Source organism: Janthinobacterium sp. SUN137 (assembly GCF_030587265.1).
Lineage (GTDB): Bacteria > Pseudomonadota > Gammaproteobacteria > Burkholderiales > Burkholderiaceae_D > Janthinobacterium > Janthinobacterium kumbetense.
Genome location: NZ_JAPWHZ010000002.1, coordinates 1233156 through 1252990, shown reverse-complemented (window position 1 = coordinate 1252990; position 19835 = coordinate 1233156). Strand labels below are relative to the sequence as shown.

General features: G+C 65.2%; 20 protein-coding genes. 15 read left to right on the top strand and 5 right to left on the bottom strand.

Annotated elements, in window-relative coordinates; all coding sequences use genetic code 11:
- The first annotated feature begins 97 nt into the window (after positions 1-97).
- Genes mdcA through mdcH form a run of 9 tightly spaced genes read left to right on the top strand, consistent with a single transcriptional unit; the run spans position 98 to position 7420 of the window.
- Complete coding sequence (gene mdcA, locus O3298_RS13795; RefSeq protein WP_305059684.1) at positions 98-1771, top strand: malonate decarboxylase subunit alpha; 1674 nt, start codon at positions 98-100, stop codon at positions 1769-1771.
- Positions 1771-2661, top strand: coding sequence for a triphosphoribosyl-dephospho-CoA synthase (locus O3298_RS13790; RefSeq protein ID WP_369811571.1), 891 nt, complete (start codon positions 1771-1773; stop codon positions 2659-2661). The genes mdcA and O3298_RS13790 overlap by 1 nt, the downstream gene beginning before the upstream one ends.
- Positions 2648-2956 (top strand): malonate decarboxylase subunit delta, encoded by a 309-nt coding sequence (locus tag O3298_RS13785; RefSeq protein ID WP_305059683.1) that lies wholly within the window; start codon positions 2648-2650, stop codon positions 2954-2956. Before O3298_RS13790 ends, O3298_RS13785 begins: the two co-directional genes overlap by 14 nt.
- The gene (locus O3298_RS13780) at positions 2953-3807 is read left to right on the top strand and encodes a biotin-independent malonate decarboxylase subunit beta (RefSeq protein ID WP_305059682.1); all 855 of its coding nucleotides are present in this window, start codon (positions 2953-2955) and stop codon (positions 3805-3807) included. Before O3298_RS13785 ends, O3298_RS13780 begins: the two co-directional genes overlap by 4 nt.
- Positions 3804-4616 carry a biotin-independent malonate decarboxylase subunit gamma gene (gene mdcE / locus O3298_RS13775; RefSeq protein WP_305059680.1) on the top strand — a complete coding sequence of 271 codons (813 nt, stop codon included), beginning with the start codon at positions 3804-3806 and terminating at the stop codon, positions 4614-4616. Before O3298_RS13780 ends, mdcE begins: the two co-directional genes overlap by 4 nt.
- A 54-nt stretch (positions 4617-4670) precedes the next feature.
- Positions 4671-5099 carry a malonate transporter subunit MadL gene (gene madL / locus O3298_RS13770; protein WP_070288196.1) on the top strand — a complete coding sequence of 143 codons (429 nt, stop codon included), beginning with the start codon at positions 4671-4673 and terminating at the stop codon, positions 5097-5099.
- A complete protein-coding gene (gene madM, locus O3298_RS13765) occupies positions 5092-5856 on the top strand; it encodes a malonate transporter subunit MadM (RefSeq protein WP_251348949.1) in 765 nt (254 codons plus the stop codon). The genes madL and madM overlap by 8 nt, the downstream gene beginning before the upstream one ends.
- A complete protein-coding gene (locus O3298_RS13760; RefSeq protein WP_305059679.1) occupies positions 5856-6485 on the top strand; it encodes a malonate decarboxylase holo-ACP synthase in 630 nt (209 codons plus the stop codon). The genes madM and O3298_RS13760 overlap by 1 nt, the downstream gene beginning before the upstream one ends.
- The gene (gene mdcH / locus O3298_RS13755) at positions 6482-7420 is read left to right on the top strand and encodes a malonate decarboxylase subunit epsilon (protein ID WP_305059678.1); all 939 of its coding nucleotides are present in this window, start codon (positions 6482-6484) and stop codon (positions 7418-7420) included. Before O3298_RS13760 ends, mdcH begins: the two co-directional genes overlap by 4 nt.
- Here the strand turns inward: mdcH and O3298_RS13750 are convergent.
- Positions 7417-9720: a TonB-dependent receptor gene (locus tag O3298_RS13750; protein WP_305059677.1), complete on the bottom strand. Its 2304-nt coding sequence runs from the start codon at positions 9718-9720 to the stop codon at positions 7417-7419. The genes mdcH and O3298_RS13750 overlap by 4 nt on opposite strands.
- Before the next feature lie 322 nt (positions 9721-10042).
- Entirely contained in the window at positions 10043-11302 is a 1260-nt protein-coding gene (locus tag O3298_RS13745; RefSeq protein WP_305059675.1) for a PepSY domain-containing protein, read from the bottom strand.
- A gap of 238 nt (positions 11303-11540) precedes the next feature.
- On the opposite strand from O3298_RS13745, the gene O3298_RS13740 reads away from it, so the two are divergent.
- The 5 genes from O3298_RS13740 (at position 11541) to O3298_RS13720 (ending at position 15731) form a co-directional block, all read left to right on the top strand.
- Positions 11541-12371, top strand: a complete 831-nt coding sequence (locus O3298_RS13740; RefSeq protein WP_305059674.1) for an alpha/beta fold hydrolase — start codon at positions 11541-11543, stop codon at positions 12369-12371.
- Between the two features lie 11 nt (positions 12372-12382).
- Positions 12383-13924, top strand: a complete 1542-nt coding sequence (locus O3298_RS13735) for an ATP-binding protein (protein ID WP_305059673.1) — start codon at positions 12383-12385, stop codon at positions 13922-13924.
- A gap of 19 nt (positions 13925-13943) precedes the next feature.
- Positions 13944-14459 carry a hypothetical protein gene (locus O3298_RS13730; protein ID WP_305059672.1) on the top strand — a complete coding sequence of 172 codons (516 nt, stop codon included), beginning with the start codon at positions 13944-13946 and terminating at the stop codon, positions 14457-14459.
- 6 nt (positions 14460-14465) lie between these two features.
- A complete protein-coding gene (locus O3298_RS13725; RefSeq protein WP_289915219.1) occupies positions 14466-14912 on the top strand; it encodes a hypothetical protein in 447 nt (148 codons plus the stop codon).
- Between the two features lie 120 nt (positions 14913-15032).
- Entirely contained in the window at positions 15033-15731 is a 699-nt protein-coding gene (locus tag O3298_RS13720; protein WP_289915217.1) for an aspartate/glutamate racemase family protein, read from the top strand.
- Positions 15732-15780: 49 nt separating this feature from the next.
- Here O3298_RS13720 and O3298_RS13715 read toward each other — a convergent pair whose 3' ends face one another.
- The 3 genes from O3298_RS13715 to O3298_RS13705 form a co-directional block, all read right to left on the bottom strand.
- Positions 15781-16998, bottom strand: coding sequence for an MFS transporter (locus O3298_RS13715; protein WP_083299622.1), 1218 nt, complete (start codon positions 16996-16998; stop codon positions 15781-15783).
- A gap of 294 nt (positions 16999-17292) precedes the next feature.
- Positions 17293-17709 carry an SRPBCC family protein gene (locus tag O3298_RS13710; RefSeq protein ID WP_305059671.1) on the bottom strand — a complete coding sequence of 139 codons (417 nt, stop codon included), beginning with the start codon at positions 17707-17709 and terminating at the stop codon, positions 17293-17295.
- 16 nt (positions 17710-17725) lie between these two features.
- Entirely contained in the window at positions 17726-18742 is a 1017-nt protein-coding gene (locus O3298_RS13705; RefSeq protein WP_305059670.1) for an aldo/keto reductase, read from the bottom strand.
- Positions 18743-18844: 102 nt separating this feature from the next.
- On the opposite strand from O3298_RS13705, the gene O3298_RS13700 reads away from it, so the two are divergent.
- Positions 18845-19747: a LysR family transcriptional regulator gene (locus tag O3298_RS13700; protein WP_305059669.1), complete on the top strand. Its 903-nt coding sequence runs from the start codon at positions 18845-18847 to the stop codon at positions 19745-19747.
- Positions 19748-19835 lie beyond the last annotated feature (88 nt).

Here is a 19835-nt window from a genome sequence, read left to right as displayed (position 1 = left end):
TCATTAACTTCAAGGTAATGAACATGGTAGCAGGTTGATTGTCGCGGTGACGCTTTCGTTCTATCGTCGGGGTTCGATAGCTCATTCCGGAGGCATGATGTCAACCGCCACAGCAGCGCCAGCGCAGCGGCAAAAACAATGGGACACGCGGCGCACCGAGAAGCGCCGCCGCCTGGAAGCCGTGCGCCAGTACGCGAGCGGCCCCGTGCTGCAACAGGGCGACATGGTCGCCGTGCTCGAAGCGCTGCTTGCGCCGGGCGACCGCGTCGTACTCGAAGGCAACAACCAGAAGCAGGCCGATTTCCTCGCCCGCATGTTGACCAAGGTCAACCCCGACAAGATCAACCATCTGCACCTGATCATGCCCAGCGTCAGCCTGCCCGAGCACCTGGACCTGTTCGAACGGGGCATCGCCCGCAAGCTCGATTTTTCCTTTGCCGGCACGCAAAGCCTGCGCATCGCGCAATTCCTGCAGGATGGCTTGCTGGAAGTGGGCGCCATCCACACGTATATCGAGCTGTATGCGCGCCTGTTCGTCGACCTCACGCCCAACGTCGTCATGGTGGCCGGCTACATGGCCGACCGCCAGGGCAATCTGTACACGGGCCCCAGTACCGAGGACACGCCCACCCTGGTCGAATCGGCCGCCTTCCGCGACGGCATCGTCATCGCCCAGGTGAACCAGATCGTCGACGACGTCAGCGACTTGCCGCGCGTCGACGTGCCCGGCTCATGGATCGATTTCGTCGTGCAGTCCGACAAGCCATTCTTCATCGAGCCCTTGTTTACCCGCGACCCGCGCGTCATCAAGCCCGTGCACGTGCTGATGGCCATGATGGCGATCCGCGGCGTGTATGAAAAACACCAGGTGCAGTCGCTCAATCACGGCATCGGCTTCAATACGGCCGCCATCGAACTGATCTTGCCCACCTACGGCGAGCAGCTGGGCTTGAAGGGCAAGATTTGCCGCAACTGGGTGCTCAACCCGCATCCGACCCTGATTCCGGCCATCGAGACGGGCTGGGTCGAGAGCGTGCACTGCTTCGGCGCGGAGCTGGGCATGGAAGGCTATGCGGCCGCCCGGCCCGACGTGTTCTTCACGGGCCGCGACGGTTCCATGCGCTCGAACCGCGCCCTGTGCCAGCTGGCGGGCCAGTATGCGGTCGACCTGTTCATCGGCGCCACCCTGCAGATGGATGGCCTGGGCAATTCGTCCACCGTCACCAACGGCCGCCTGGCCGGTTTCGGCGGCGCGCCCAACATGGGCCACGATCCGCACGGCCGGCGCCACCCGACGCCCGCCTGGCTGGACCTGATCGAGACGGACGACCCGCTCGCGCGCGGCAAGAAGCTGGTGGTGCAGATGGTCGAAACGTTCCAGGACGGCGGCCAGCCGACCATCGTCGAATCGCTCGACGCCGTGGCCGTGGGCCAGGCCAGCGGCATGCCGCTGGCGCCCGTGATGATCTACGGCGACGACGTCACCCACGTGCTGACGGAAGAGGGCATCGCCTACCTGTACAAGGCCCGTTCGCTCGACGAACGCAAGGCCATGCTGGCGGCGGTGGCTGGCGTGACGCCCATCGGCCTGCGCCACGACCCGAAGACGACGGCGAAACTGCGCGCCGACGGCTTGATCGCGCTGCCCGAGGATATCGGCGTGCAGCGCGGTGCAGCGAACCGCTCGCTGCTGGCCGCGAAAAGCATCGCCGACCTCGTCGAATGGTCCGACGGACTGTATCAACCACCCGCCAAATTCAGGAGCTGGTAATGATGACAATGATGACCACAATGACGACGACAGTGCCGGTGCGGGAACGCGCCGCCGCGCTGGCGCGCCAAGTGCTGCAGGCGCTGCTCGATGAAGTGACCCTGACGCCGAAACCGGGTCTCGTCGATTTGCGCAGCCGTGGCGCCCATGCGGACTTGAACTGGGCCCTGATGTGCCAGTCGGCTTGCGTGCTGCAGCCCGTGTTTGCCGCCATGGCACAGGCAGGCTGGGATTGTGACGATGACGACGAGCTGCGCCAGCGCATCGGCGCCATCGGCCGCGATGGCGAAGCGCTGATGCTGGCAGCGACGGGCGGCGTGAACACGCACCGGGGCGCCATCTGGGCGCTGGGCCTGCTGGTGACGGCGGCGGCGCAGCAGGGCGCGCGCGGCGCGTCGCTGGCGCCGCAAGCCGTGGCGGCGCGGGCCGGCGCGCTGGCCCGCTTGCACGACCGCGGCGCGCCTGGCGCCACCGGCAACAAGGGCGAACTGGCATGCCGCCAGTATCGGGTCGATGGCGCGCGGGGCCAGGCCCGTGCCGGCTTTCCCCTGGTGACGGGCGCGGGACTGCCCGCTTTGCACGCGTCGCGCTTGCGCGGCGACAGCGAGACGACGGCGCGCCTGAACGCCTTGCTGGCCATTCTCAGCTGCCTGGACGACACCTGCGTGCTGTCGCGCGGCGGCGAGGCGGCCTTGCTGGCACTGCAGTCGGGAGCGGCGCGGGTGCTGGCGGCCGGCGGCGCGGCCACGGCTGCCGGCACCGAGGCGCTGCTGGCGCTGGAAGCGGTGTCGCTGGCGCGCGGCGTGTCGCCGGGCGGCGCGGCCGACTTGCTGGCGGCCACCCTGTTTCTCGATCGATTGACGGAAGGAGAAGCGCATGGAAACGCGTGACTATACATTCCCGGCCGGGCCAGCGGCGGCGGGGCGCGCCCTGGCCGGCGTCGTCGGCTCGGGCGACCTGGAAGTGCTGCTGCAGCCGGGCGACGATGGCGTGACCCGCATCGTCGTCAACACCTCCGTCGATGGCAAGGGCGCCGTGTGGGATGCGCTGTTGCAGCGCGTCTTCGGCGGCGAGCCGCTGCCGGCGGCGAGCATCGTCATCAACGATTGCGGCGCCACGCCGGGCGTGGTGCGCATGCGCATCGAGCAGGCTTACGAAGAATTGCAAGCGGGGAGGGCGGCATGAGCACATTGCAACAACTGCTGGAGCGCGACAGCTTCATCGAACGGGGCGCGCGCAGCCGGGCGCGGGCCTTGCTGGACGCGGGCAGCATGCGCGAACTGCTCGATCCGTTCTGCGGCATCGCTTCGCCCTGGCTGCCGAAACAAGGCGTGACGGCGCAGGCGGATGACGGCGTGGTGGTGGCCAAGGGCTTGTTCGACGGCCAGCCGGCCGTGGTGCTGGCCATCGAAGGCGCCTACCAAGGGGGCAGCATGGGCGAAGTGGGCGGCGCGAAGATCGCCGGCGCGCTGGAACTGGCGGCGCGCGACAACCGCAACGGCGTGCCGACGCGGGCCGTGATCCTGTTCGAAACGGGCGGCGTGCGCCTGCAGGAAGCCAACCTGGGTCTGGCAGCGATTGCCGACATCCATGCGGCCATCGTCGACTTGCGCCGCTACCAGCCCGTGATCGGCATCACGGCCGGCACCGTGGGCTGCTACGGCGGCATGTCGATCGCGGCGGGTTTGTGCAGTTATCTGGTCGTCACGCGCGAAGCGCGCCTGGGACTCAACGGCCCGGCCGTGATCGAGCAGGAGGCGGGCGTGGACGAATTCGACTCGCGCAACAAGCCCTTCATCTGGAGCTTGACGGGCGGCGAGCAGCGCTTCCACAGCGGCCTGGCCGACGCCTATGTGGAAGACGACACGGCGCAGATGCGCGCCACCGTGGCCGCATTGTTCGCGCGCGGCGTGCCGGCGCAGCACCGTAGCGACCAGGCGGAAGGCTACCTGGCCCGCCTGGCGCAGGTCGACGCCGGCCCGCAAGCCACGCCGGAAGCCGTACGTTTGATCTACAGCAAAGGAGCAGCAGCATGAACGCTATCACTGATACGAGCCGCGGCGCCGTCTGGCTGGCGGCACTCACGAATACCGCTGCGCCGCTGGACGGCTATCCGCCCTCGGTGCGCGTGGTGGACGCGCCGCTGGCGGGCGAAGCGGCGCGCTACCTCGCCGTGCTGCCCGACCCCGGCAACCGTTTTACGCGCGCCCGCACGGGGGAAATCGGCCTGGCCGAGGCGTGGCAGCTGGCGCGCGCCGTGCAGCAGGTGCTTGCCGAGGACCGCGACCTGGCCGTGAAGCGGCCCATCGTCGCCGTCATCGACGTGGCCAGCCAGGCGTATGGCCGGCGCGAAGAAGCGTACGGCATCCACCAGGCGCTGGCCGGCGCGGCGGGCGCGTATGCCGAGGCGCGCCTGGCGGGCCATCCCGTGATCGGCCTGATCGTCGGCAAGGCCATGTCGGGCGCCTTCCTCGCCCATGGCTACCAGGCCAACCGGCTGATCGCGCTCGACGATCCGCAAGTGATGGTGCACGCGATGGGCAAGGCGTCGGCCGCGCGCATCACCCTGCGCACCGTGGAAGCGCTCGAAACGCTGGCCGCGAGCATCGCGCCCATGGCCTACGACATCAGGAACTACGCCACCCTGGGCCTGCTGTGGCAAACCTTGCAGGTGGCGCAGCCGGACGCGCCGTCGGAGTTTGATCTGGCGCAAGTGCGCGCCAGCCTGCAGGCGGCGCTGGCCGATATCCGCGCCGATCCGGAGCGGGGACTGGCCAGCCGCCTGGGCGCGCCGCACCGCCAGGCATCGGCAAGAGTCAGGGAGGTGCTGGGGCAGCAGTGGTAGGTGCAACAACAGAGAAGACATCAAGTCATTCCTATTCCTATAACGGAGACAATCATGATCATTTACGGAACCGCATTGCTGGCACTGTGCCATTTGCTCGGCATCTTCCTGGGCGACCTGCTCGGGCAGCTGATGGGCGTCAAGACCAACGTGGGCGGCGTGGGCATCGCCATGCTGCTCTTGATCTGCGCCCGGCTCTACATGCAGCGCCGCGCGTGGCTGCCGCAGATGACGGAGCGGGGCGTCGAATACTGGGGCGCCATGTATATTCCCGTGGTGGTGGCCATGGCGGCCCAGCAGGACGTGGTGGCGGCCCTGCGCGGCGGCCCGGTGGCCGTGCTGGCCGCCATCGGTTCCGTGCTCGTTTGCGGCGCCGTGATTTCGCTGATTAACCGGTCGGAAAGCCCTGCCGCCATCGCTGCCGCTGAAGCCGACCGCGTGCAAGCCGACTCGATGCTGATGAAGGAGCACCGTCATGCTTGAAATCTTTGAAAAAGCCGCCATCCACAATGGCCTGGTGACGGCCTTTGCCTTCGTCGGCCTGATCATGCTTGTCTCGGTGACGCTGTCGAAATATCTGACCCTGGGCCGCGTGCACGGCTCGGCCATCGCCATCGTCATCGGCCTGGGCCTCGCGTACTGGGGCGGCGTGCATAGCGGCGGCCACAAGGGCCTGGCCGATTTGTCGCTGTTCGGCGGCATCGGCCTGATGGGCGGCGCCATGCTGCGCGACTTCGCCATCGTCGCCACGGCCTTCGAGGTGCAGGCGACGGAAGCGCGCAAGGCGGGCCTGATCGGCGTCGTGGCGCTGATGCTGGGCGTGGTGCTGCCGTTCCTCGTCGGCGCCGGCGTCGCCTACGCGTTTGGCTATTCGGACGCCGTCAGCATGACCACCATCGGCGCCGGCGCCGTCACGTACATCGTCGGTCCCGTCACGGGCGCGGCCATCGGCGCCAGCTCGGACGTCATGGCCCTGAGCATCGCGGCAGGCCTCATCAAGGCCATCCTGGTGATGGTGGGCACGCCCGCCGCGGCGCGCTTTTTGCGCCTGAAGACGCCCCGTTCGGCGATGGTCTTCGGCGGCCTGGCCGGCACCGTCAGCGGCGTGTCGGCCGGCCTGGCCGCCACCGACCGCAAGCTGGTGCCGTATGGCGCGCTGGTGGCCACGTTTCATACGGGCCTGGGCTGCTTGCTGGGACCATCGCTGCTGTTCTTCGCCGTCAAGGCGGTGGTGGCTTGATGGACGCCTGGCGCGCGCATGACTTGCTGTGGGTGTCCGGCTTGCCGGACGACGCATGCTTGCCCGCCTGGGCCGACGCGGCCTGGCTGCAGGCGGCGCCGCTGGTGGTGCGGCGCGCCAGCAGCGCGCCCGGACGCATCCCCGTGGGTTTGCGCGGCCGGCTGCGCAGCGAACGGCATGCGTGCGAAGTGGAGTCTTCCGCCGTGCTGCGCCGCGTGACGCCGGAAATGCTGGCGCGGCTGGCGCACACCCCGCCGTCCGGTTTTGACTGTACTGCGCTCGATGCGCTGCGGCTGGTGGCGCCCCTGCTCGACGCCACGGGCTGGGCCTGGGGCCCGACGGGCGGCGTGGGCTTCGCCCTGGCCAGCGGCTTGCCCGTGCTGCGCGCCGACAGCGACCTCGATCTCGTGCTGCGCATCGCCGCGCCGCCGGACGCCGCGCAGGCCGACGCCCTGCGCGCCATCGCCGCGACTGTCACGTCGAGTATCACGGCGTGCCGGCTGGATCTGCAGATCGACACGGGCCATGGCGGCTTTGCGTATGCGGAATGGGCGGCGGGCCGGGGCAGGGTCTTGCTGAAAACGGACCACGGTCCCGTGCTGATGGCCACGCCCTGGGAGCTGGCATGAGCGTATTGTTTACCTTTCCGGGCCAGGGCGCCCAATACCCCGGCATGCTGCATGCGCTGCCCGACGATGCGGCCGTGGCGGCGGCCCTGGCCGAAGCGGCCGAAGTGCTGGGCTGCGATCCCTTGGCGCTGGACACGGCCGAAGCGCTGGCGTCGACGCGGGCCGTGCAACTGTGCCTGCTGATCGCAGGCGTGGCGATGGCGCGTTCGCTGGCGGCGCGCGGCGCGCTGCCCGACATGGTGGCCGGCTTTTCCATCGGCGAGTATGCGGCGGCCGTGGTGGCCTGCGCGCTCGATTATGCGGATGCCGTGCGCCTGGTGGCGCGGCGCGGTGAGTTGATGGAACGGGCGTATCCGGCTGGCTACGGCATGGCGGCCATCATCGGACTTGATCTGGCGCAACTCGAATCGTTGCTGGCGCAAGTGCATGGCGCCGCGAATCCCGTGTATGTCGCCAACCTGAATGCGCCGCGCCAGATCGCCATTGCCGGCAGCGAGCCCGCCTTGCAAGCCGTGATGGCGCTGGCCCTGGCGCAGGGCGCCAGCAAGGCCAAGCGCCTGGCCGTCAGCGTGCCGTCGCATTGCCCGCTGCTGGAAGGCGCGGCGCTCGACATGGCCGCCGTTTTTGAGGGCGTGGCCATGCGCCGCCCCTCGCTCGTCTACCTGAGCAGCAGCGCGGCGCGCGCGCTGTTCGACCCGGCCCGCATCCGCGACAGCCTGGCCGCCAACATGGCGCGGCGCGTGCAGTGGACCAGTACCGTACGCCTGGCGTGGGAGCGGGGCGCCAGGCTGGCGCTGGAAATGCCGCCGGGCAGCGTCCTGACGCGGCTGACGGCGCCCGATTTCACGGACGGCGTGGCCGTCTGCTGCGACGGCAACCAGGGCGACAGCGTGCTGGCGCTGGTGCGGCGGGAGCGAAACGGCAGCGTGCCTTAAAGTCTGGCGCTCAAGCCAACTTGAAAGCCGCGGCCCGGCAGGGGCGCGATGTATTTCAGTGGAGAATTGTGCGGCCTGGCATCCGCATCGAGCAGGTTGCTGCCGTTGATGAACACGTCGATGCCTGCAAACGGCGAATTGGCTACCTGCAGGGCGCGGCTGACCTGGAAGTTCACCATGGTGTAGCCGTCGAGCGGCACTTCCTCGCTGACACTCTTGCCCAGGTACTTTTGCTTGTCGTAGCGGGTGCCGGACAGTCTGGCCTTCCACCCCTTGTTTTCCCACTGTACATTCGCGCCATAGCGGTTGGTGGGCATATTGGGCAGGTAGGCGCCGTCGTTGTGCGCGCGCAGCTTGTCCGGGTTGTCTGCCTTGTTCTTGACGAGGTCGGCAAATGCGGACAGGTTCAGTTTTCCGTAGCTGCCAAGCTGCACGGCCTGGGAGGCGTCGATCTCGAAGCCCCTCACCGTCGTATCCGTCTGCTTCCAGTACTTCAAGGGCAGGCGATTGGCCATCTGGGCGCCCGAGTGGCCAAGGTAGAGGTAGTTCTCGTACTTCATGACGTAGCCGGTGGCCGACAGCTGGAAGCCGCGGTTGGCGAACAGGCCGGTGAGTTCGGTATTTCGAGCGCGCTCCGCCTTCAGGTTCTGGTTGCCTTCTTCCTGGGTCATGATCGAATAGTGGCGGTTGCTCGCATACAACTCATTGACGTCGGGCGCTCTTTCCGACGATGCGTAGCGCAGCTTCGCGCCGAACAGCTGGCCCAGCTTGGCCGAGGCGCCCAGGCTATAGCTGTTCAGGCTGAACGACCTGTCCTCGAGTCGGGAGTTGCTCGCATTCCTCGACGTCTTGAAGCCGCTCTTGCGGATCTCGTGCTCGACTTTTTCATGGCGCAAGCCCGCATCGAAGGTGGCCCAGTCGACGTCGAGGCTTTCCTTGAGGAACAGCGCGCGGCTGACCGTGCTCGCGTCGGGAAGGTATAGCTGCGGCCCGCTGCCGGCGATATCCCGGGATTTGTGGCTCAAGCCCAGCATGCCGCTCAAGGGGCCTGCGCGCCGGTGCGCCAGCAGGAGCTCGGCTTGATTCGTGTCGAATTGGTAGTCATTTGCCTTGGTGGAACCCAGGCGCTCTCCCGATGCATTGTTCAGGCGTGACATGCGCAATTGCACGCTTTCAAGATACGCAACGGGGCTGGACAGCCGGGCTTCCAGCGCATATTTATCCTGCTTGATTACGACGCCGACGGGCAACCCCTCGTCATAATTCGCCCCGAACGACTTGTTTTCCATGGAAAAGCCCGGCACGCCATACTCGCTTTCCTTGGAGTCGAGGCTGACGGCCACGTAGCCCTGGTCGAAAAAGTAGGTGGTGCCGACGGCAAAGTGGGCATTGCTGGCATGGCTGTTGCCCAAGGTGCCGTGGTAGTCGGGGGTGACGTCCTTGTTGATCTTGTTCTGGGTCATCGCTGGCGTACCCGGTACGTAGGCGGGATTGGCCGGGTTGACGTAGGTCTTGCGTTGCCAGACGGAGGTGGGATTATTGGTGTAGAAGGAAAAATCACCGTCCGCCCAGTCCGGATTTTCCTTCATGAACTGGTCGATAAACGGTTGCGACGCCTTGTTGTAGATTTGCTGGATGCGCGCTTCCTTCTGGCAACTGTCGGCCAGGAAGGTGTTGACACCGCCGGTTGCAGGGAACAGCTGGCTGTTGCACACGCCGGCCTTGCTGTTGCCGGGAATATCGTAATGCCCGATCTTCTGGAAGGACAGTTGCAGATTCGTCGAGAAGCGCTTGCCATCGTTGAAGTTTGCGCGCAAGCCTTGCGCGTCGGCATCATTGAAGCCCTTGCGCAGGATCAATTCCACGTCCTTTTGCTTGTCCTCCATCTTCCTGGAAACGATGCCGGAATCGACGTCGACGCTGCCGCCGATGGCATTGCCGCCGAAACGCACGCTATCGGACGATTTGTTCACCGTCACGCTGCGCGCAAACAGCGGGTCGAAAGGGATGTTGATGTCGCCGCTGAGCGCATTCATGCCGAGGATGGACTGGCCATCTTCGAGGATCTGCACGCGGCTGCCGCTCAGGCTGCGGATCACCGGTGCGCCCGCATTCGGCCCGAAGGCGCTGCTTTGCACGCCCGAGACATGTTCGAGCATGCCGCCCAGGGTCCGGTTCTGGGCTTGCGTATTCTCGACGAGGACGACGCTGTCGATGCTGGAAGGCCGGTCAGCCCGGACCTTGATGGTTTGCAGGGTGACGTCGTCCGCCGCGTAAGCGAGCGGGGCAGTGGACAGCATGGCAGCTGCGAATACGTGATGGCGCATAGGACTTTCTAAAAAGGCGGAAGGTGGTGCTGGACGCGGGCCCGGCGTGAAGGTGTAAATGCAATTTAGTTGCAATAATAGCTTGCGCCCAATGCTATTGCAAGTAAACTGCATTTGATGGCGTCGGCGGACTGGCGCACGAAAGCAGCGCAGCGCAGGCAGCCGGCATGTGCCGGCTACTGGGTTGGAAAGGGGGGAGGTGTGCTGGCCTTGCGCGTTGCGCGTGATCAGGCCGCTGGCAAGGTGTGCGGCGCAGACTGCATTGGTCGGCCTGCGCCGTGATGGAGTCGCTGCTTCAGGTGAAGTTCGCTGGCTTTTTCGCCTGCAGCCGGCGCGCGCGCCGTTTTCTTTCCCATATGACGATGCCCGTCACGGACAGCATGGCCACCATCAGGCCCATGCAGGACATCAGTATGCGCCCCGGCAAGCCGAGGATGCGGCCCGAGTGCAGGGGGAATTGCAGTTGCACGAAGACGTCGGCGGCCGTGCCTTCCCACGGCTTGTGCTGGCCGATGATGCTGCCGTCCATGCCGTCGACATACAGGTTCGACAGGCCCATGCCGGCCGCGCCGAATTCGTCGGCCGGGTCGAAGAACGAGACGTTGTAGAACGAATAATTGCCGCCATAATAAATGCCGCCGATGGGCGCTGTGATGCCGCGCTGCGCGGCTTGCTTTTTGGCAATCTCCACGGCCTGCTCGAAGCCGATCGCGGGCGTGATATACGTGCCGTAGGGCGCCGGCACCTGCGTTTCGTACGGTCCCGGCGTGGTGGTGGAGACCAGCGACATGACGGGATAAAACACTTCGCGGTACAGGTTCAGCGAGAACGAGGTAAACGCGACGACGATGATGACGGGCCATACCCACAGTCCGCCCGCGCGGTGCAGATCGAAATTGAGCTTGTAGCCGCCGGCCGCCCAGCGCAGCACCCACGACGGTTTCCAGCGCTGCCACCAGCTGGCGGCGTCGCGGTGGCGCGGCGCCTCGTCCTGCGCGCGCGGGCGCAGGCGGCGCGGCGTGGTCAGATAAAACGCCACCATGCTGTCGAGCAGCCACACCAGGGCTACCGTGCCCATCAGCCAGTAACCCCAGCGGTCCGTGCCCCAGAAGGCGGGCACGTGCAGGCTGTAATGCAGGTGGCGCAGGAACGGCATCAGGCTGCGGCGCGACAGGGAAATGGCCGTCGAATCGCGCGTGCCCGTGATCTGCGCCGTGACGGGGTCGATGTAGACGGTGTTGTAGTCGAGCACGAACGGCTTGTTTGTGGCCGGGTCCGTCAATGGGCGCACCATGAAGGCGGCCGCATGGCCTTCTTCCAGGCCCAGGGTCATGTAATTGACTTCCACGCGCGGGTCGGCGGCGGCGACTTTTTGCGCCAGCGCAAACGGCGGCTGCAGGGGACCGCGGCCCGGCGTGTCCATGATGTCGGCGTTGAGCCATTCGTCCAGTTCGTGGTCCCACGACGTGACGGCGCCCGTGAGGCCCGCGACGATGAGGAAGAGGGCGATGGTCAGGCCGGCCCAGCGGTGTATGACAGTCCAGAAAGCGCGCATGCGGTACAAACCTTTAACATAAAACCGGCTTGTTGCCGCCAGCAGGCGCCACGGGGGCGCACAGGGAAAAGCCAGGCACACGCCTGCTATTTTGATAATGGGAATCGTTCTCATTATCCGCCGTGGCGTGGCGTTTGTCCAGCGCCAATGGTGTTGCCCAGGGTCAAATGGCGCATGCTAAGATGCTAGCAAGAAGTTAATTTACATTCCACATGGAAATATTCAAGGCTGAGGCGGCATGCGCATAGAAGACCGGAACAATGTCCGCATTCGCGAATGCAGCAGTGCGCCGCAGGCGGGCGCCGCTGCCACCATGGTGTTCATGCATGGCTTTGGCTGCGACCAGACCATGTGGCGTTACCTGGAGCCGCTGTTTCGTGCGCGCTACCGCACCGTGCTGTTCGACCTGGTCGGCAGCGGCGCTTCCGACCTCAGTGCCTATGATTTCGATAGCTACGCGCGGCTCGACGCGCATGGCGCCGATTTGCGCCAGGTCATCCATGCCGTCGGCGGCGCTCCCGTGATTTGCATCGGCCATTCCGTCAGCGCCATGAGCGCCTTGCTGGCCAGCATCGCCGAGCCGGAGCTGTTCGCCGCGCAAGTCATGCTGGCGCCGTCGCCGTGCTATGTCGACGATGCGGCGGCCGGCTACCGGGGCGGCTTCAGCCGTGCCGATATCGACGACTTGCTCGATGCCATGGACAGCAATTACCTGGGCTGGTCCGCCGGCATGGCGCCTGCCATCATGGGCGCGCCAGGGCAGCCGGCGCTGGGGCAAGACCTGGCGAACAGCTTTTGCCGCACCGACCCCGTCATTGCCCGGCATTTCGCGCAAGCCACGTTCTTGTCCGACCACCGCGCCGTCTTGCCGCAAAACAGCACGCCGGCCCTGATCGTGCAATGTAGCGACGACTTCATCGCGCCACCTTGCGTGGGTGTGTACTTGCGTGAAATGTTGCCGCACAGCAGCCTGCACGTGCTCGAAAATGTGGGCCATTGTCCGCACATGAGCGTGCCCGACGCCAGCTACCGCGCCATCCGCCACTTTCTCGACGGCCAACACCTGTAATGCGCGACACGATGCCTTCCTTGCCTGACGCCGCTACCCTGTTCCAGCACGCAGCTTGCGGCTTGCTGCTGTGCACGGCCGACGGCACCATCGTGCAGGCGAACGCCACCTTTTGCGGCTGGCTCGGCTATGGCGCCGGGGAGTTGCTCGGGAAAAAGAAACTGCAGGACTTGCTGACCATCGGCGGGCGCGTATTCCACCAGACGCACTGGCTGCCGCTGATGCAGGTGCAGGGCAGCGTGTCGGAAATCCTGCTCGACATGCGCCAGCGCCAGGGGCAGTCCATCCCCATGCTGTTCAACGCCGTGCGCCGCGAACATGATGGCGTGCGTTATGACGAGATCGCCGTCTTTGTCGCCAGCGACCGGCGCAAGTATGAACAGCAGTTGCAGCTGGCGCGCAAGGAGGCTGGCGAGCTCAACGAGCAGCTGGCGGCCGCCGACCGGCGCAAGGACGAGTTCCTGGCGACCCTGGCGCACGAGCTGCGCAATCCGCTGGCGCCCATGCGCAATGTGCTGGAAGTGTTGCGCCTGGCGCAACTGGACGACCCGCAGCTGCGCTGGGCCCGTGACGTGCTGGGCCGGCAAGTGGGGCACATGACGCACCTGGTCGACGATTTGATGGAAGTGTCGCGTATCACGCAGGGGCGTTTGGAACTGCGCCGCGCCAGCGTGGAACTGGCGCCCGTGGTGGAGGCGGCCCTGCACAGCGTGGCGGAGCTGGCGGTGCAATCCGGCCACAAGGTGCTCGTGGAGCAATGGCCGCAAGCCATCTGGCTCGACGCCGACGCCACGCGCCTGGGGCAGATGATCGCCAACCTGCTGACGAACGCCATCAAGTATACGCCCGCCAACGGCGTCATCGGACTGGAAGTGGCATGCACGGACAACGACGTGCACATCAGCGTGCGCGATTCGGGCATCGGCATCGCGCCCGAGCACCTGGACACGGTATTCGACCTGTTTTCGCAGCTGGAACCGGCCCTGTCGCGGGCCCAGGGCGGCCTGGGCATCGGCCTGTCTCTCGTGCGCGGCCTGGCCGAGTTGCATGGCGGCAGCATCAGCGCGCACAGCGATGGCGTGGGGCAGGGCAGCACCTTCGCCTTGCGCCTGCCGCTGCCTGCCGTACCCTTGCAGGCGCCGCCCGAACCCAACCGCCGCTTGCTGGCCGGCACGCGCGAAGGCACGGTACTGGTGATCGACGACAGCGCCGACGCGGCCGAAAGCCTGGCGCTGGCGCTCGACATCCTCGGCTATGACGTGCGCACGGCCTACGACGGCGCGGCCGGCATGGCGGCGGCGCAAGGTTTCATGCCGCAAGTGATCTTGCTCGACATTGGCTTGCCGCACATGAATGGCTACGACGTGGCGCGGCTGTTGCGCAGCCAGCCCTGCGGCAAGGACGCCATCCTCGTGGCCGTCACGGGCTGGGGCCAGGACAAGGACCGCCAGATGGCGTCCGACGCGGGCTTTGATTTGCACCTGACCAAGCCCGTGGATTTTTATGAGCTCGATGCGGTGCTGCAAAAGATGTTGCAGGCGGGTGCAGAATAGTAAGAATGAATTGAAGGTAATGGAACAACTGACAGTACTTGAAATCGCCGTTTTCCAGCTGCGCATGGGATTTGGCCATGCCGACCGCTGCGTGGACTGGGCTGTGGATCGCTTGCGCCTCGACCAGGAAGGCGACGACCTGGAAGTCGTGCTGCTGGCCAGCGCCCGGGGCCGCAATGAGGTACTGCCGCTGGCCGAGGTGATCATCGCACGCTACCGGGGAGCGCAGCGGCTCAGTGAACAATTCCTGGCCGGCAAATACATCGTCGAACTGCGCGCCGCCTATCTGGCGGGCCGGGAAAGCGTGTCGTCGCTCGATGCCATCTTTACCCGCCTGTATCCGGCGCTTGGCTATCCCGACTGGCTGGTGATGCTGAGCCGCAATTGCGAGTATGCGATGGACGTAGCCGATTTCGAGCTGCCGTTCGAGGATGAATTCCGTTATATTGCCAGCCTGTGGGCGCAGGTGGAGAGCATGGCCGCGTTCGAGCGCGAATACCGCCGACAGACCTCCAATACCCATGATATCAAGTAGGTGCAGATGACTGACAATAATGTGCTGCGCGCGCTGGGACTCAGCGAAGCTTTGCTGGCTCATCTGGATGGTGATAGCGTTGCATCGCCATTGGATTACCGTTGCCAGGCGGCGCGTGCATGGCGTTCCTCGCCCATGGCAGGGAGCGGTATCGTGGCCTTGTGGGAATGCGGCATGGTGCTCGATTACTTCAATCCTGCCAATGGCTGTTTCGAGCGCTGCAGCCTGGAAAATATTGACGAGGTGTGGCGCAGCTATGCATCGCTGCAAGGCTTACTGGCAGAACTATTTCTTAATGCATACGAGGATGAAGTGGATGACGCCGCGCTGTGCGCCTGCGCCAGCCTGTTTGGCTTCCATGCGATACAGCGTTTGCTGGCGGAGGCCGCTAACGCGGGAACGGGCTACAGGCAATGGCGTACGGGCTTTGGCGCGAGTTGTACGGACCGTTAAGTGGTCTGTCGCACCATCGTTGACATGCTTCACTTCTGACAGTCCTGTCCGCTTGCATCGCTGAGATAAATTGATATATCTCACCGTATAATTTGCGCAATTCTTTTCGCTGGGAATAATGTGCAAAACAAGACTATAGGTTTACTTGGCGGCATCGGCTGGGCTTCGACCCTGGAATACTACCGGCTCATCAATGAAATGCTCGTGGCGCGCATCGGACCCGCGCACAGCGCGCGCATCATGCTGGTCAGCATGGACCAGGCCGATTTCGTCGCGCACGCAGCGCAGCCCGATTCCCATGCCATCGAGCAATTCCTCGTCGGGGAAGGGCAGCGCCTGCGAGACATGGGCGCGGACTTCTTCCTGTTGTGCGCGAATGGCGCGCACCGCTTCGCGCCGGCCGTCGTGCCGCGCATCGGCTTGCCTTTTATCAGTATCGTCGAGGAAACGGCAAAGCGGGTGCAGCAGTCGGGCATACGCAAGGTGGGTTTGTTGGGCGTCAAGCAGACGATGGCAGGGAGTTTTTACCACCAGGCGCTGGCGCAGCTGGACATTGCCACGGTGACGCCCGAGGCGGCCGACCAGGACATCCTCCACGACATCATCTATACGGAACTGGTGCAGAATATCTTTACCGATGCCAGCCGGAAATTTTTTCTCGCCATCATCGAGAAACTGCGGCGGCAAGGCGTGCAGGGCGTGATTTTGGGATGTACGGAGATACCGCTGCTGATTCAGCAGGGCGATGTGGACTTGCCGCTATTTAATACCACGGCCATTCATTGCGAGGCGGCGGTGGCGTTTGCCATCGAAGATTGAGCGCTGGCAACAGAGCGGCTGCCTGGGCAGGCTGCCGCTCTCGTCATCATCAAGCCGGCTGCGCGCCGCTCACATTCCGGCTGCGGTTTTCCACCAGCACGGAAATACCGAGCACGACGATGCCGCCGCAGGCCAGCATGGCGCCCACCCAGCCCGTCGAGCGCAAACCCATGCCCATGGCGATGGCGATGCCGCCGGCCCAGGCGCCCAGGGCGTTGGCGATGTTGAAGGCGGAGTGGTTGAGGGCGGCCGCCACGGTTTGCGCGTCGCCGGCCACGTCCATCAAGCGCGTCTGCACGGCCGGGGCGACGGCGATGCCGGCGCCGATGGCGAACAGGTTGATCGCCGTCAACCAGACATTGCTGCTGGTATAAGTAAAGGCTGCCAGCGCGGCCACGTTCCACAGCAGCACGCCGAAGATGGTCCACAGGCGCGAGCGGTCGGCCAGCCAGCCGCCGATCAGATTACCCACCGTCATGCCGATACCGATGATGGCCAGCAAGATGGAAATGACGAGCGGCGACACTTTCGTCACTTCCAGCAGGGTTGGCGTAATAAACGTGTAGACGGCGAACATGCCGCCGAAGCCGATCGCCACCATCAGCAGGGTCAGCCACACTTGCAGGCGGCGGAACACGCCCAGTTCGCGGCGCGGGCTGGAATCGCCGGCGGCCACCATGGGCACGAAGATGCGCACCATCAGCATGGTCAGCAGGCCCAGCGCGGCGACCAGCAAGAAGGCCGAGCGCCAGCCCAGGGTCTGGCCGATGTAGGTTGCCAGCGGCACGCCGAAGATATTCGCCACGGTCAAGCCCATCAGGACACGGGCCACGGCCTGGCCGCGCCGGTCCGGTTCGGCCAGCGCGGCCGCCACCAGCGCCGCCACGCCAAAGTAGGCGCCGTGCGGGATGCCGGCCACGAAGCGGGCCACCACCAGCAAGCCATAATTTGGGGCGATGGCGCTGAGCAAGTTGCCGCCAGCGAACATCAGCATCAGACAGATCAGCATCAATCGGCGCGGCATGCGCGCCAGGAAGATGGTGATCAGGGGCGCGCCGATGACCACGCCCAGCGCGTAGGCGCTGATCATGTGGCTCATCTGCGGCAAGGTCGTGCCCAGGTCGTCGGCCACCACGGGCAGGATGCTCATGGAGGCGAACTCGCCCGTGCCGATGGCGAGGCCGCCGATGGCCAGGGCCAGGTCGGCGTATCCAGCGCCAAAAGGCGCGGTGACGCGCGGAATCAGGGGATCTACGGAGGCGTGCATGTTCTTGTTAGTTGGGTAAAGAATGACAGGGCGGAGGGGCGCGCAGTGGCCCAGCCGGAGGTGGCAATGCGCCACCAGAGTCGACGGATGGCCGGTATTTTCGGGCTAGAAGAGCTGCCCAAAGACAACATTGTAAGAGATTCGGGCAAGCTCTGCAGGGCGCCGGCTAAAATCTGCTGCACTGCACACAACAGCGATTGCTCTTGTTGTTAACGATAACACGGAATCTGCGCGATTCCGCCACAGGGTGAGCGAAGAAAGCCTGGCTGTGGCGGAAATGGTCTTCCTTGCGTATTACTTCGCTAACGATTGCTGCAGCGCTTCCAGTCCCGCCACATAAATGCCGTGGAACAGGTCCGTCACTTCCTGCTCGCTCACGCCCACGGGCGTGAAGCGGCCCGACCAGGTGACCCGCGCGCCGTCGCTGCCGGCAAGTGGTTCCACTTTCAGGGTCGACAGGTAATCGGTGGCGGGAAACGGCGCCTGCAGGATGGAATAGCTGTAGCTGCGCGCCGTGTTGTCGTACGCTTCCAGCTGCTCGACGATGACGTCGCCGGCCGGGTTGGCCAGGTGGCGGATGCGGCCCCCTGCGCTCAAGGTGCTGCTGGGAATGTAGGGCAGCCAGTCGGGCAGGGCATTGAAGCCGCCGATCAGTTGCCATACTTGCGCCGGCGTGGCGGCGATGTCGATCGAGGTGGTGGTGTGTGCCATCTGTACTCCTTATCTATTAGTTGGCGCCCGTTGGCAGCGGGGCGAATGGCGACACGAGTTGCTCGGCGCGCATGTCGTGCCAGAAGGCGGCGGGGATGACGGCGTGTAACGCTTGCTGGTCTTCGGCCAGGCGTTCCGGACGGCTGGCGCCGGGGATCACGGCAGCCACGGCCGGATTGGCCAAGGAAAATTGCAGGGCGGCAGCCTTGACGCTGACGCCGTGGCGCGCGGCAATCGCCTTGATACGTTCTACTTTGGCAATGATTTCGGGCGAAGCCTTCTGGTATTCGAAGTGCGCACCGCCGGCCAGGATGCCTGAGCTGTAGGGGCCGCCCACGACGATGTCGACGTTCTGTTTTGCCGCGGCCGGCATCAGGCGCTGCAGCGCCCGTTCATGGTCGAGCAGGGTGTAGCGGCCGGCCAGCAAGAAGGCGTCCGGCTGGGCTTCGGCCAGGTCCAGGGTCAGTTCCAGCGGTTCCACCTTGTTTACGCCCACGCCCCAGGCCTTGATGACGCCTTCTTCGCGCAAGCGGGTCAGCACGCGGAAGGCGCCCGTGCGGGCAATCTCGAATTGCGCCAGCCAGTTGTCGCCGTGGAAATCCTGGGCGATGTCGTGCACCCAGACGATATCGAGGCGGTCCGTATCCAGGCGTTTCAGACTGCCTTCGATCGAACGCAGGGTGGCGTCGGCCGAGTAGTCATCGACGATCTTGTTCTTGCGGCCAAATTCGAACAAGCCCCCTTTTTCGCCCAGTTCGCGGGCGGCCGGGTCTTCCAGTTCGTCGAGGATGAGCCGGCCGACCTTGGTGCTGAGCACGTAATCGTCGCGGCGGCGCTGCTTCAGGGCGGCGCCCAGGCGCAGCTCGGCCAGGCCGGCGCCGTAGAACGGGGCCGTGTCGAAGTAGCGGATGCCCGATTCCCAGGCCGCGTCGACGGTCGCCAGCGCTTCCTGTTCCGGAATGTTGCGGAACATATTGCCCAGCGGCGCCGTGCCGAAACCCAGTTTGCCTGTCAGTAAGTGTTTGATTGTCATGGTGTTTTCCTTCAATGAGTGAGTCAGTGCAGACAGAATAGCTGGACAAGTTAAGCCTGTCCAAGACATAATTGGCGCAACTTGAGTCCTGAAAGGTCTGATATGCTGGACATACGCCAATTGCAATACTTCATCGCCGTCGCCGAGGAAGAACACGTGGGGCGGGCCGCCGAGCGCCTGCATATTTCTCAGTCGCCGCTGAGCCGGCAAATCGCCCAGCTCGAAGACCGGCTGGGCTTGACCCTGTTCGAGCGCAGCGCCCAGCGCATCCGCCTGACGCGCGACGGCCACACCTTCCTGGCCGAAGTGCGCGCGTTCATTACCCACGGGAACCGCCTGGAAGCGCTGGCGAAACGCCTGGGGCGCGGCGACGAGGGGGGCCTGTGCATAGGCTACATCGAAAACGCCATGCATGCGGGCGTCTTGCCGGAGGGGCTGCGCGCCTTGCGCGCCACGCGGCCGCAAGTGCACGTGGCCCTGTACAACCTGCATTCGGCCGAGCAGATCGAGGGCTTGCGCCAGCGCAGCCTCGATATCGCGCTGCTGTGCGAGCCGCCGCTGCCGAATGACGCGGACCTCGATTGCGCGCAAGTGCTGAGCGACCCCATGCTGCTGGCCTTGCCCGCGACGCATCCGCTGGCGGACAAGACCCAGCTGACCCCGGACGATCTGGCGGGCCAGGAGTGGATTGCCGTGCTGCACAAGGAAAGCGTGCTGAAACACGATAACTTCATCGCCGCCTGCGCGCGCGCCGGTTTTACGCCCGACATCCGCATGGAAGCAACAGAGCCGCTGACGGCGCTGGGCCTGGTGGCGGCCGGACTGGGCATGGCCATGATCCAGCACAGCCTGCGCCAGCACGCACCGGCCGGCGTCGTCGTGAGGGAATTGCCGTGGTTCAGCTACCGCACGCCCCTGTGGCTGGCCTGGCACAAGGTCAATTTGCGCCCGCTGGTGGGGATTTTCCGGGCAACCTTGCTGCAGCAGGCGGGCGTGGCCGCTTAGCAACACCTAACAAAACCGTAGCGAGCGGGATGAGTTGTGGCTGAGAAGCGGAGCTGTGCTTGAGCACAGTGAGCATCGGAGGCCGCAA

Excerpts from the sequence above, each read along its gene's own strand:
- mdcE (WP_305059680.1), top strand. The coding sequence starts at position 3,804 with ATGAACGCTATCACTGATACGAGCCGCGGCGCCGTCTGGCTGGCGGCA.
- O3298_RS13735 (WP_305059673.1), top strand. The coding sequence starts at position 12,383 with ATGCCTTCCTTGCCTGACGCCGCTACCCTGTTCCAGCACGCAGCTTGC.
- O3298_RS13705 (WP_305059670.1), bottom strand. The coding sequence starts at position 18,742 with ATGACAATCAAACACTTACTGACAGGCAAACTGGGTTTCGGCACGGCG.
- O3298_RS13740 (WP_305059674.1), top strand. The coding sequence starts at position 11,541 with ATGCGCATAGAAGACCGGAACAATGTCCGCATTCGCGAATGCAGCAGT.
- O3298_RS13780 (WP_305059682.1), top strand. The coding sequence starts at position 2,953 with ATGAGCACATTGCAACAACTGCTGGAGCGCGACAGCTTCATCGAACGG.
- O3298_RS13760 (WP_305059679.1), top strand. The coding sequence starts at position 5,856 with ATGGACGCCTGGCGCGCGCATGACTTGCTGTGGGTGTCCGGCTTGCCG.
- O3298_RS13725 (WP_289915219.1), top strand. The coding sequence starts at position 14,466 with ATGACTGACAATAATGTGCTGCGCGCGCTGGGACTCAGCGAAGCTTTG.
- O3298_RS13715 (WP_083299622.1), bottom strand. The coding sequence starts at position 16,998 with ATGCACGCCTCCGTAGATCCCCTGATTCCGCGCGTCACCGCGCCTTTT.
- O3298_RS13700 (WP_305059669.1), top strand. The coding sequence starts at position 18,845 with ATGCTGGACATACGCCAATTGCAATACTTCATCGCCGTCGCCGAGGAA.
- madM (WP_251348949.1), top strand. The coding sequence starts at position 5,092 with ATGCTTGAAATCTTTGAAAAAGCCGCCATCCACAATGGCCTGGTGACG.
- O3298_RS13790 (WP_369811571.1), top strand. The coding sequence starts at position 1,771 with ATGATGACAATGATGACCACAATGACGACGACAGTGCCGGTGCGGGAA.
- O3298_RS13730 (WP_305059672.1), top strand. The coding sequence starts at position 13,944 with ATGGAACAACTGACAGTACTTGAAATCGCCGTTTTCCAGCTGCGCATG.
- O3298_RS13785 (WP_305059683.1), top strand. The coding sequence starts at position 2,648 with ATGGAAACGCGTGACTATACATTCCCGGCCGGGCCAGCGGCGGCGGGG.
- madL (WP_070288196.1), top strand. The coding sequence starts at position 4,671 with ATGATCATTTACGGAACCGCATTGCTGGCACTGTGCCATTTGCTCGGC.
- mdcH (WP_305059678.1), top strand. The coding sequence starts at position 6,482 with ATGAGCGTATTGTTTACCTTTCCGGGCCAGGGCGCCCAATACCCCGGC.
- O3298_RS13745 (WP_305059675.1), bottom strand. The coding sequence starts at position 11,302 with ATGCGCGCTTTCTGGACTGTCATACACCGCTGGGCCGGCCTGACCATC.
- O3298_RS13710 (WP_305059671.1), bottom strand. The coding sequence starts at position 17,709 with ATGGCACACACCACCACCTCGATCGACATCGCCGCCACGCCGGCGCAA.
- mdcA (WP_305059684.1), top strand. The coding sequence starts at position 98 with ATGTCAACCGCCACAGCAGCGCCAGCGCAGCGGCAAAAACAATGGGAC.
- O3298_RS13750 (WP_305059677.1), bottom strand. The coding sequence starts at position 9,720 with ATGCTGTCCACTGCCCCGCTCGCTTACGCGGCGGACGACGTCACCCTG.